Origin of the sequence: Nostoc paludosum FACHB-159 (assembly GCF_014698835.1) — a bacterium.
In the GTDB taxonomy this organism is placed as follows: domain Bacteria; phylum Cyanobacteriota; class Cyanobacteriia; order Cyanobacteriales; family Nostocaceae; genus Nostoc; species Nostoc paludosum.
Genome location: NZ_JACJTU010000016.1, coordinates 20,967 through 32,739, shown reverse-complemented (window position 1 = coordinate 32,739; position 11,773 = coordinate 20,967). Strand labels below are relative to the sequence as shown.

Annotated in this window: 10 protein-coding genes; 4 read left to right on the top strand and 6 right to left on the bottom strand. The window is 41.5% G+C overall.

Going from position 1 to position 11,773, the window contains the following annotated elements; translation table 11 throughout:
* Positions 1–274: 274 nt before the first annotated feature.
* The 3 genes from H6H03_RS17565 (at position 275) to H6H03_RS17555 (ending at position 2,218) form a co-directional block, all read left to right on the top strand.
* Positions 275–754 carry a Mini-ribonuclease 3 gene (locus tag H6H03_RS17565; protein ID WP_190956364.1) on the top strand — a complete coding sequence of 160 codons (480 nt, stop codon included), beginning with the start codon at positions 275–277 and terminating at the stop codon, positions 752–754.
* A 96-nt stretch (positions 755–850) separates the two neighbouring features.
* Positions 851–1,828 (top strand): 23S rRNA (guanosine(2251)-2'-O)-methyltransferase RlmB, encoded by a 978-nt coding sequence (rlmB, locus tag H6H03_RS17560; protein WP_190956363.1) that lies wholly within the window; start codon positions 851–853, stop codon positions 1,826–1,828.
* Positions 1,829–1,915: 87 nt separating this feature from the next.
* Positions 1,916–2,218 (top strand): DUF1816 domain-containing protein, encoded by a 303-nt coding sequence (locus H6H03_RS17555; RefSeq protein ID WP_190956362.1) that lies wholly within the window; start codon positions 1,916–1,918, stop codon positions 2,216–2,218.
* A 143-nt stretch (positions 2,219–2,361) separates the two neighbouring features.
* On the opposite strand, the gene H6H03_RS17550 is transcribed toward H6H03_RS17555, so the two are convergent.
* A complete protein-coding gene (locus H6H03_RS17550; protein ID WP_190956361.1) occupies positions 2,362–3,231 on the bottom strand; it encodes an alpha/beta fold hydrolase in 870 nt (289 codons plus the stop codon).
* Positions 3,232–3,531: 300 nt separating this feature from the next.
* Positions 3,532–4,416 (bottom strand): tRNA pseudouridine(55) synthase TruB, encoded by an 885-nt coding sequence (gene truB / locus H6H03_RS17545; protein ID WP_190956360.1) that lies wholly within the window; start codon positions 4,414–4,416, stop codon positions 3,532–3,534.
* Between the two features lie 198 nt (positions 4,417–4,614).
* Between truB and H6H03_RS17540 the strand changes: the two genes are divergently transcribed.
* Positions 4,615–5,082, top strand: coding sequence for a hypothetical protein (locus tag H6H03_RS17540; RefSeq protein WP_190956359.1), 468 nt, complete (start codon positions 4,615–4,617; stop codon positions 5,080–5,082).
* Between the two features lie 310 nt (positions 5,083–5,392).
* Here H6H03_RS17540 and H6H03_RS17535 read toward each other — a convergent pair whose 3' ends face one another.
* The 4 genes from H6H03_RS17535 to H6H03_RS17520 form a co-directional block, all read right to left on the bottom strand.
* A complete protein-coding gene (locus tag H6H03_RS17535) occupies positions 5,393–7,252 on the bottom strand; it encodes an ATP-binding protein (protein WP_190956358.1) in 1,860 nt (619 codons plus the stop codon).
* 292 nt (positions 7,253–7,544) lie between these two features.
* Positions 7,545–8,018: a response regulator gene (locus H6H03_RS17530; RefSeq protein WP_190956357.1), complete on the bottom strand. Its 474-nt coding sequence runs from the start codon at positions 8,016–8,018 to the stop codon at positions 7,545–7,547.
* A gap of 52 nt (positions 8,019–8,070) precedes the next feature.
* Positions 8,071–10,392, bottom strand: coding sequence for an ATP-binding protein (locus H6H03_RS17525; protein WP_190956356.1), 2,322 nt, complete (start codon positions 10,390–10,392; stop codon positions 8,071–8,073).
* Between the two features lie 167 nt (positions 10,393–10,559).
* Positions 10,560–11,426, bottom strand: a complete 867-nt coding sequence (locus H6H03_RS17520; RefSeq protein ID WP_190956355.1) for a WYL domain-containing protein — start codon at positions 11,424–11,426, stop codon at positions 10,560–10,562.
* Positions 11,427–11,773 lie beyond the last annotated feature (347 nt).

The window sequence follows — 11,773 nt, the reverse complement described above, 5'->3', positions numbered from 1 at the left end:
AGACAGCAATTTAGCCAATCTCAACGCAATCTACTGCATCAAAATTTGCTCTCATGTAAGTAAATCCTAGACCACAATAAGTACGCTAAATTACCTTGGCAGAGGTTGAAATCAGGGTAATGTAAAATGCCAAGTTTTAATCAAAAAGATAAAATTTAGTAAGTATTTCTGATAGTGTTGATTATGCTAGGTATACTATGATGGCATACTTCAGAAAAATCACTCTTTGCGAAGAATGCCTGCACAATTGAGCTAGTCAAGGAATGATTTATTTGTGAAGTCAAAGGAAGAAGGGTTATTAGATGGACAAGATGAAGCTGCCAAACAGAGTTTATCTTGGACTCAAGCACTGTTGTTAACCACAGCGCCATTATCCCAACAGATTTCTTTTTCACAAGTACAACAAATTTCTCCCTCTGCTTTAGCTTACTTGGGGGATGCAATCTATGAACTTTATGTTAGAATGTTCTATCTACTACCACTACAGCGAACAGAAACTTACCATCGTCTGGTAGTAGCACAGGTAAGAGCGGAAACACAAGCGCTACATTTGCGATCGCTGACTCCTCATCTGAGGGACACCGAATTAGAAATTGTCCGCCGGGGTCGAAACGCTGCTACAGGACGCCCTAAGCGGCTCGATCCCGAAATCTATCAACAGGCAACTAGTCTAGAAACCTTAATTGGCTATCTATATCTCACTGATTACCAGCGCCTAACCGAACTTTTGGAAATACTGCAACTAGAGAAATAGTGAAAACCCGATTTCACAATTATCAAAACAGCAGAGTAGCTCTGGTAATTTGAGTTGATTGGGATGCCCACCATACGCTAATATCCTAAAACTAAGATGTCAAATAAACCCAGAAAAATCAAGACTTCTAGCGAACCAAATCGGGGGCAACCCGTAAAACTTCAGGGAAAGCGTGTTGTTACTAATCCAATTCGCAATCCCAGAAAAAAAATAGATATCAACCCGATTTCTGGCAATTCGCGTCCACAAAATAGCAACTTCTCCCATCCGTCCCTACCTGCAAAACCAGCAGAAGATAACGATTTAATCTATGGTCGTCATCCAGTATTGAGTGCCCTGCAAAATCAGCGCGGTCTCAATCGCATCTGGATTACTAGCCGTCTGCGCTACGATCCCAACTTTCACCATTTGCTTTTGCAAGCCAAAGAAAATGGCACGGTAATTGACGAAGTTGAACCCAAACGTTTAGACCAAATTACCAATCATTCTAATCATCAAGGTGTGGCGGCTCAAATTGCTCCCTACACTTATATTGAATTGCCGGATCTCATTGAACAAGCAAAATCTGTAACCGATCCCGTAATTGTCGTTGCTGATGGAATTACCGATCCCCACAACTTGGGAGCAATTATTCGCACTGCTGAGGCAATCGGCGCCCAAGGATTAGTTATACCCCAAAGAAGGGCTTCTGGGATCACTTCTACTGTTGTCAAAGTTGCGGCAGGTGCTTTAGAAAACTTTTCTGTAGCCAGAGTTGTTAACCTCAGCCGCGCCTTAGAAGAATTAAAAACAGCTGGATTTTGGATTTATGGCACTGCTGCCAGCGGTAGCGAACCCTTACACACAGTCAATTTTAGCGGCCCCATCGTTTTGGTAATTGGCTCTGAAGGTGAAGGTCTGAGTATGCTAACTCAACGTTCCTGCGATGTCTTAGTTTCAATACCCTTGCAAGGTAAAACTCCTAGCCTCAATGCCTCGGTAGCAGCCGGGATGGCACTCTATGAGATTTATCGCCAGCGATCGCTAAATACATTGCATTTAGATAAATTACAAAAAATCTCTTTGAAAAAATAGCAGTAAAAGAGTATAAAGAAATGTAAAAGATAATAAAGTAACATATCCCTTAACACCCTGTAGCACGTTTACAAATCAGCGAAAACCATGAAAACCATTTGGCATAATCTCAAGGAAGGGTTGATTAATACGTTCAACTACCTCGGCTTGGCTTGGTGGGTAGAAATTGCAACGCAAAATCCCCGCTGCACATACTACTTCGGGCCATTTCTGAATTACTCTGAGGCAAAATCCGCCAGCGTTGGATACATAGAAGATTTGGAAATCGAAGGAGCGCAGGGAATTGTTGTAAATGTCAAACGCTGCAAACCCAATACTTTAACAATCGCTGAAGACTTGGGGGAAAGATTTGACCGCAAAGTACAGCCTGCCTTTGGCGGTCAAATTTAATTTAGGCAAGAGAAGAGGACGCGGGGACGCGGGGAGGCGGGGACGCGGGGACACAAATACACGGGGAATTTTTTATCGCCTCGTTCCTGGTTTTCCCTTCTTTGCATCTTCTTAATTTCACCGCGTCCTCTTTTTTCCCCGCGTCACCCCGTCCCTATGTCCCCGCGTCCTATGATTTGCGGATGTTCTTCCAGCCAACGGTCAATGTCACTCAGTACTAGTTGGGGAACTTCCCACGGGAAAAGGTGCGCGGTATTGGGGTAGGATTGCCACTGGCAATTGTTGAGGTGTCGAGCTGTTTCTAGGCTGGAATCAACTGTGATGTGACGGTCTTGAACGCCAGCAAGTACTAGACTAGGACATTGAATTTGTGGCAAGTCTATAAGTCTATCATAACCTGCTTGAATTGCGCTATAAAGAGCGCGAGTCGCAGCAGGAGAAGTTTGCAAATATGCGGGCACTGCTTCGGTGGCAATATAGCTGTAACTAGTAGATGTATGTTGTTGAATTAAATAACGAAAAAGCGATCGCTTGCCAAAAGTTTCAATATTCCACTGCCAACTCGGTTTTATATAATTCAGTAGGGCTGCAACGCCAGTATATAAATTATCTTGCCAAGTGATGGGAGGATGGCTACCACGGGGTTTTGCGGCTGTCGCTACCAAAATCAGACCCGTAATCCGCTTTGGCAAACGCAATGCCAGTTCCATTGCCAGAATACCGCCAAGTGACCATCCCAATACTAAACATTTTTCAATTTCAAACCGATCTAGCAACACTTCTAAGTCGCTCAAATGGTCATTCATATCAAATTTACCATTCCAGCGACTTTTGCCGTATCCACGTAAATCTGGAGCAAAAGTTTTGTAGCGTTTTGATAAATGATTGGTGAACACAGAAAGACTACGACCAGAACCAGGATGACCGTGTAAGGCTAAAATGGGAAATCCTTGACCTTGGATGTAGATATTGAGATTTGCAGCATTAGTAGTATAACTGTGGCGATCGCTCATTATTCGCCCTTCTCCTGTCTGCCGAATAAATTTTCTAAAATACGTTGATTTTCAGTTTTCAAACCTGTGATTTTTGAAAACCCTTCAATTCGCTCTAGCCTGTGTCTCATAGCAATTTGTTCTCCTGTTCTTCTAATTGTGTCATACCGCTTGAAGTCAAGGGTTCTAGTATTCAATTAGACTTAATAACAGAGACTTGCTAATTTTAATCTAAGTTAAAAAAATAACAATAAATATATTGCTTTTACGTAATTCAACTTATTGAACGACGCCGAAATTAATTATTTAAATAGGCTGAGTTTAAGAAATCGGTTCAAAAACCATCTGGGGGATCAACGCTTCGTTTTGTAATTCTCCAATACCTAAAAAGCGAGTCTCTTCATCATAAACTCGCACTATTCCCGAAACATCGACAGTTAGAGAAATTCGCTGACCTTGACACCATTTTTGAGCAGATGTTAGTGGTAAAGTAACAGATGACAAATGTTGTAATGGTGTGTCTGGAGAAATAGGTTGAAATGTTCCGGCTTGTAGTTGTGTTTCTAAATCTGTCAAGGTGAGACTATCTGTTAAATGGAAACCACTACTTTCGGTACGAATTAACGCCGCAAGGGTGCCACCAGTTTGTAAAATTTCACCCAAGTCACGAGCGATCGCTCTAATATATGTACCACTTCCGCAGGCGATCGTCACATCCAATTCTGGAAAATCTCCTTGCCGCCAATCCAAAATTTCGATATGAAAAATCTCCACTGTCCGCACTGGAACTTCCACCGTTTTACCTTGACGCGCTAAGTCATACAGGCGTTTTCCATCCACTTGAATTGCACTGTAACTTGGTGGAATTTGTTCAATTTTGCCTTGAAATTTTGATAGCGCAGTTTTTACTTGTGCTAAACTCAATTCCCCACAAGCTTGAGAATTAATAATTTCACCTTGTAAATCATCGGTTGTGGTACGCACACCCAGACGAATTGTCGCTTTGTAAGCTTTGTTTTCTGGTAAATATTGTAATAATCTGGTGGCTTTACCAAAGGCAATGGGTAACACTCCGGTAGCTGCTGGATCTAAAGTTCCTGCATGTCCCACGCGTTTGAGGCGCAACAATTTTCGCACCCGCGCCACACAATCGTGGGAAGTCCAGTCAAATGGTTTGTTTAAGTTGAGAAAACCTTGAAATAACACAAAATCAATACTTCCACTTTTTAAAGTTTATATAAATGCTGAAAACATCAATATAATTTAATTTTTGTATTATACAGCAGATTTGAAGTTAATGAAGTAGACTAGATTAGCTTGAAAGCTGGGTGTAAATTCTGTTTTAGTTCTGAATTATCCTGTATCAAAAGTCTTAAAAATTGCAATTTCATGGATATGAATAATATGAAAAAAACAATCTTGACTATTATATTGCTTCTTTGTTCTATCTTGGTTGGGAGTTGTGGTAATTCTAGTAACAGTACTTCTCAAGAAAATAAACTTAATCAAGAAAATACTGTAACAGCTAGCCAAAGTAATTCTAAATCGAATTCAGGGAATACACAAAAGCTAACTCAGCAGGATAATCCAAAACCAATTAATGATTCAATTAAAAATGATAATCCGACCTTTGGTACTATTAAAGAGATGCAAAATGGTCATTTAAAATGCTATGTTTCTGTTATCGATCGCAATGGTAAATTACATGAAAGCGTTGGTGCAACATTTGATGTTTGCGAACCAGATAAATACGTTAATAAAAATGTAAATCTATTTTATGGACTAGAAGATGTCAATGATTGCCAAAGTGCTGAACCTTGTGGAAAAACAATCAAAGAATGGCTGATTACTAAAATCGAAATTCGAGATTAGAAAAGAGGCAACAGGCAAGAGGCAATAGTGAAAATAAACAGATGGAATAATAGACCTCTTGCAAAAGTCCTTATTTTCGACTTCTTCTTTGCGTCTTTGCGCCTTTGCGTGAGACAAAAAATTATTTATGCAAGAAGTCTAATGGATACAAACCCCATGATTTTTTTTAATATGGAGAAAATTTAACCTTTGAAACGAGGTGGGTTGCCTATATATTTTAATGCGTCATTTTTAAAATCTCCTAATTGGAATCGGTTTTTACCTATTGGCTGTTGCCTGTTGCCTATTGCCTTTTAATTATGAATTCTGACTATGGCGAAAGTTGACCTATTGGTAATACCTTTGGTAAGGTGACTGTAACTGTAGTCCCTCGTCCTACTTCACTGGATAAAGTGATGTTACCGCCATGTAACTCTACACAAGCTTTGGCGATCGCTAGCCCTAAACCGGTACCAGGAATTGTATCAACGTTACTTCCCCGACTGAAAGATTGAAATAAATTTTCTTGCTCTGCCTCCGGGATACCAATTCCCCAATCTTGAATGGAAAAAATGACTTGTGATTCTTTGCTGATGAGGTGGAACTCTACAGTCCCTCCATCTGGAGAATATTTAATTGCGTTGGACATTAAGTTACTAAATATTTGCTGTAAAAGCCCGCGATCGCCCCAAAAACCCTGATTATTTCCACTCACCTTAAAAATCAATTCGTGGCGATCGCCTACTATTTCTTGCTCTTGTTCTATCAAATCGGAAAAAAATTGCAGTAAGTCAAGCGGCATTGGCTTGAGCTTAGGTTTTTCCAGTTCAAATTGATTAACCAAAAGCATATTGTCTATAAGTTTGGACATATACCTTGCTTTTTGTTCAATAATTCCCAGAAACTTCTGCTGCTTGGCTTCATTGAGTTGCTGACTGTGTTTTACCAAAGTCGATGCAGCAGCCAAAATTGAAGTCAAGGGCGTTCGATACTCATGGGAAACCGTTCCAATAATTTGAGATTTAAATGCATTGAGTTGTTTTTCTTTTGCCAGAGCTGCTTGAGTTTGGGATAACAATTCCGCTTGTTGGATAGCAATAGCTAATTGCACCGATACTTCATTCAACATCTGAGCATCATCAGCTTGCCACTGTCGTTCATATGAATTGTGGTGGGCAATTAACAAACCCCAAAGCTTGGGAGTTGGATTTCCATTGTTGCTGAGATTAATCGGAACCACGAGATTTGAGTCAGTGTTAAATTGCTCTCTCAGGCTCAAATGATTACATAATCCAAGCTCATAAATATGAGGGATTGGGGATTGGGGATAAGACGCGGTAAGAGAAGAAGACGTGGTGACGCGGTGACGCGGTGACGTGGTGAAACAAGAAGACACGGTGACCGGGAGACGCGGTGATGTAGGGAAAAAATTCTCCGTGTCCTCCGAAGTTTGGATCGGAGGAAGCCTCCGCTCCAACTTCTCTCCGTGTCCTCCGAAGTTTGGATCGGAGGAAGCCTCCGCTCCAACTTCTCTTTGCGTCCCCGTGTCCTCTTTATTCCCAGTCCCGGCACCATCGCACCGTAGCGCTGTGCGATATGGCTCAACTGAGGAGGCGACTATTTTACCCTCTCGATCTGTGGCGAACTGATATACCATTACGCGATCGCATTTCAGAAGTTGCTGCACCTCCGCTACAGCCGTATTCAAAATTTGCTCTAGGTTAAGAGACTGGCGAATTCTCAGAGCCGTTGTAGCAATTAAGCGCTGACGTTCGCGGGTTTTATGGAGTTGGGCTTGCAAGTACAATTGCTTGATAGCGTTGCGGACTGCTAGCTGCAATACATCTTGTGTCAGGTGTTGCTTGACCAAATAATCCAGCGCACCTCGTTTCATTGCTTGTACAGCAACCTCTTCATCACCACGTCCTGTCAACATAATCACAGGCACAGAAGTCTTAAATATCTCCTGCTGCATCTGATCGAAAAGTTCTAATCCACTTTTGTCAGGTAGACAATAATCCAGCAGAATCACATCGCAATGTATTTCTTGACACAATGCAAGTCCTTCTTCTGCACAGTCAGCCTCTAAAATCTGGTAGGACTGGTGCGGATCTTTCAAAAGATATCGACGATAGATTTTGCGATCTGCTGCACAATCATCGATGATAAGTAGCGTCCATGTGTCCAACATATTAAGTATGAGGATCGGGGAGCTATGTAGATCCCTTTTATCCAGATTGTGGTTTATTGCATAATTCTAAAAATAATATAAAATAAATATAAATAAAAACTAAATTCTTTACTAATCCTAAAGCGATCGCAAATACTACAAGGCAGCAAGAAAGACAGGAAAATGGGGAAAAGCAATTTCAGACAGACAAGCAAACACAGTGACTCAAAGACGAAAATGTCTGTGTGCCCTTTAAGCCGTCTTCTTTGTTATCCCTTTGTCCTTACTGCCTCATCAGTGGAAAATAAACAAATTAATCCAACACAGGCGGCGTATTCGCTTCAAGCCAGTAGTCTACGAAAGCCTGAATCGTCTTTTTTAGTTCTTGAGCATCCATCGGCTTTACTAGATATCCATTTGCGCCCTTTTGGTAGCACAATTCAATATCCTTGGGGTTCGATGACGTAGTAAAAACAACGATGGGGATTTCCCTGAAAATCTTGTCTTGCTTAAGCCGAGTCAGGATGTCACGGCCATCAATACCTGGCAAATTGAGATCGAGCAAGATTACAGAGGGTCGTAATGCTAGTTGAGAGTTGCATGGTTTTTCGCCCTTGTCGTAGGTATTGCTCCTTTGTTGGTAAAGGAACTCTATAACCTCATCCCCATTAGTACAACGATGTATGGGGTTCTGGACGGACATGCGCCGCATCAGACGTTGTAGCATCCGAAAATCTTCATTGCTGTCCTCAACAACGAGCAGAGGTTCATGAAGTTTTTTTGTCATTCGTGGTCTTAAAACAACTTAACAAAAATATATATTTGGAGACTATCTTAAACTATTCGAGCGTAAAATAGAATATCGAGCCAACGCCTAAGGTAGATTCAACCCAAATTTGACCGTTGTGTAGCTCAACAATTTTCTTAACAATAGCTAGTCCCGCACCTGCACCTCCGCCGAATTTTTCCTGAGAGTGCAGCCGCTTAAATAGTCGAAAGATAGTTTCTAGATGATGTTCTGGAATTCCAATACCGTTATCGCGGACATAGAAGATTGGGGACTGGGGATTGGGGATTGGGGATTGGGGATTGGGGATTGGGTTAACAAAACTCTTTCCTAGTCCCCAGTCCCTAGTCCCCAGTCCCTCTTCTAAGTAGCCAATCTCAACCCACTTTTCGGGTTTATCGTTGTATTTGAAGGCGTTACCAATTAGGTTACTGAAGACTTCGTTGACGAGAACGCGATCGCACTGGACTATGGGTAAAGGTCGAGGAATGCGAATATCGATAAGCCCAGAGTTTTGCTGACTAGCCCGAAAGATTTCAATTACTTGATCGACCAATTCATTGAGGTCGGTTACTTGCTCTCGCAGTTGTGCTTGTCCTAATTGGGAGAGTCGCAGTAGAGCATTAATCAGCGTTTCCATGCGTACAGACAAGGAGACTACTGTCTGCAAACACTCAACGCCGTCATCATCTAATATTTGGGCATAGTCTTCTAATAGTACCGTCGAAAAGTTATAAATGCCTCGCAAAGGTTCCTTGAGATCGTGGGAAGCAGCATAGGCAAAGGAGGCTAGTTCTTGATTGCTGCGTTCTAATTCCAAATTAATTTTGGCTAACTCATCGGCTTTGGAGAGTACAATACCAACGATCGCATTTCTCAAACTCATAGCACTCTCAAGTTCACACGCCCTCCAAGGTAGAGAAGTTAATCTGACTGTTTCTTGCCAAGCCGCAAAGGATTTTCGCACAGATAGCGTCACGCTACCATCTGCTTGGGCTTGAATGGATTCCTTGGGATTACCTGCCCAGTTTACTGTTTGGATAACTTCAGGACGAAACCAAAGAATGTAATACCGCCGCACTTGAGAAATCCGCAGTAGCAACAAGCCGCTAGCAGTATCTTTGAAGATCAGCGCCTCTGGGTAAAGCTTTGGCAAAGAATCAGTGGAAAACAAGTTGTCATGAACTTGAGTATCTGCCCATTCAATCAACGCCCTCACCTGGTCAATATTCGGTGTTGCTCCCACGAGAGTGACTTCATTATCCAGACAAATTGCTGCTCCTGAGGCGCTGACAAGATCTAACAAACGGATTTCAGGTTTGATGAGCGCATCAATAAAATTGTCTGCTTGGGAAATAGAGTTGAGAAACTCAGACTGTAGCGATTTGAGCTTTACTTCATAGTCCCATTCCGAGTGACTAATTTTGTGCGCTAATTCTGAAGAAACAATCTGTCCCAAAAATTCGCACATCTTCCGCACTTCGTAAGAAATATACTTTGGTGTTTGATGATGGCAAGATATTAATCCCCAAAGCTTTTGCTCTTGGATGAGCGAAATCACCAAAAGAGCCGTCACTCCCATGTTTTGATGATATTCAATACAACACGAATCAAAGCTCCTTAGCACGCAGTAGCTTAAGTCAAGATGCTGATGTGTTATTGTATTTTCTGTAGGAACGAGCTTGGCAGGTTCGACAGTTAAATCGGGAATAAATCGCAGCAAGCAACGGGTGTATAATTCTCTTGCTTGGGCTGGAATATCTGTAGCGGGATAGTGGAGTCCTAAATAAGGTGATAAATCTTCTCGTTTAACTTCTGCAACTACAGAACCAGCTCCGGACTCGTCAAATTGATAGAACATCACGCGATCAAAACCGATGATATCTTGAAGTTTCTCTGCTGCGATGTGCAAAAATTCTATCAGATTCGATGTGCTTTGCATTTTCGCGATCGCTTCACCCGCCAAATCGTGAAAGCCCAAGAAACTCAACTCCGATTCCGAGTCTCTCGGTTCTAGCTCGACAATTACAGCCTCTTCTGTGCGATGAACAATAGCGTCAAAATATCGTTCGCCATTAGAAGTATTGATTAATACTTTTAAAGCACTACAACTACCAATTTTTTTTACCAAGCACTGCTTAATAGCTTCCACTTTTCTGGCGTCCAGCAAACAGCCCAGCGGTTGAGTGAGCAAATCTTCTGGCTCTTTACCCAAGTATTCTTGGGTATTGTTGCTGACTTGCACTATCTCTAGCTGAGTATTGAGTGCTAATAGTACGCCATGAGGTTGAATAGAGCCAGGTATATGAATAGGTTTGCGATCGTGGTTAGTCAGAGCAGTAGCTTGGGCTGTAGTATCTTCAGACTGGCTCATAAATCAACTGATGTAAAGCTGATTTTTACAATAGCGCAATTAAATGTCACATTTCTTTAAAGTATATGTTGAGAAGTGTGGGGGCGATCGGATATTGACTGAGGAGTTAGCCAGTATAAGTACTTTGGCATCAAGGTACTCTGTACTTCTTCACCTCTATAGAAGATTTAACTCTTGGTTTCGATATCATACAACTCGCATAAGGTTAACAGTTTTTGTTTTAGGCGATCGCGTAAACTCTCAGGTGAGACAATTACGCAATCTTCCCAATACCGTGCAACTTCTCGAATTAACCAAAACTCGTTGACAACCCGCCGCACCACTTGACGCACATCTCCAATCATTTCGTCTTCTAAGTCATCTTCCCTACGTTGATAGGACTTTACCATCCAGCCTCGAAAGTGCAAGTACACTTTGACATAACCTAATCCCTCTTCTCGCCATTTGCCACTTGCGGCTACGATTGAACGGATTTTATCAAAGGTTAAATTGCGGTTGTGCCAAAGTTCCGGTAAATCAGGAATCAAATTTTCTACATCCTCTGTTTCTTCACACCAAATCATTAAATAAAAGCGTTTATCAAAGAAGCGTGGTTCTGCGTAACGTACTGTGTACAGTAGCTCTTGCCCTTGAGAATTTTCATAAAGCAGGTGAAAGGGCTGTTGATTTTGCCTATATTTATCTATTTGCTCTTGCCATGCTTGTAGGAGTCTACTGGCTTGCTTGAGCAGAGATTGACGAATTATTGCATCTAAATTTCCTCTTTCTATTAAAAGTGTAATTACAGTTTGAGCTTCACCAATCCGACCTGCATCACTAAGGGCTTTGATAGCTTGCTGTAAAGCGTTAACTTGATTAGAGTCAAGCGTGAAAGGCTTTCCGACTTCTACAGATTGTTGAGCGATCGCCACTATTAAGCCGGAAATACTAGGATCTTTACCCCAGTATATGTCGAGACTGCGGGCGATCGCTTCTAGTTTCTCCTTGGTTCCTGGCGGAATTGACAGTGTAATCGTTTCTTTTTTTCTCGGCATTCCTTAAATGTACTTGCACTTCAAAATTATTTATGCCATACTCTTATTTGTAATTGTAAATCCGCTTTTTACTTTCAAGTACATAGACACATACAAGAAATAATCTTCCTCAAATGAAATTGTAATGACATTTTTTTGATGCTTTAGCAATGGAGTTATTACAGAAGACATAAAAAAGCCAGAGAGTAAGTAACTCTGGCCGATGAACCCTCATAGGGATTTGTTTGCGAAAATAAACTGACCCCTATGTATATATGTCACTATTTTCAATCCCTGATAGGGATTCTGAAGATATTTGGGGTCACAAACAAATATAACGCGATGTGGCCTCAAATTAGAAGTTTGAG

What these genes read in the sequence shown, in the direction of transcription:
- H6H03_RS17540 (WP_190956359.1), top strand. Translation starts at nt 4,615, where the DNA reads ATGAAAAAAACAATCTTGACTATTATATTGCTTCTTTGTTCTATCTTG.
- H6H03_RS17550 (WP_190956361.1), bottom strand. Translation starts at nt 3,231, where the DNA reads ATGAGCGATCGCCACAGTTATACTACTAATGCTGCAAATCTCAATATC.
- H6H03_RS17525 (WP_190956356.1), bottom strand. Translation starts at nt 10,392, where the DNA reads ATGAGCCAGTCTGAAGATACTACAGCCCAAGCTACTGCTCTGACTAAC.
- H6H03_RS17530 (WP_190956357.1), bottom strand. Translation starts at nt 8,018, where the DNA reads ATGACAAAAAAACTTCATGAACCTCTGCTCGTTGTTGAGGACAGCAAT.
- H6H03_RS17555 (WP_190956362.1), top strand. Translation starts at nt 1,916, where the DNA reads ATGAAAACCATTTGGCATAATCTCAAGGAAGGGTTGATTAATACGTTC.
- H6H03_RS17535 (WP_190956358.1), bottom strand. Translation starts at nt 7,252, where the DNA reads ATGTTGGACACATGGACGCTACTTATCATCGATGATTGTGCAGCAGAT.
- H6H03_RS17520 (WP_190956355.1), bottom strand. Translation starts at nt 11,426, where the DNA reads ATGCCGAGAAAAAAAGAAACGATTACACTGTCAATTCCGCCAGGAACC.
- rlmB (WP_190956363.1), top strand. Translation starts at nt 851, where the DNA reads ATGTCAAATAAACCCAGAAAAATCAAGACTTCTAGCGAACCAAATCGG.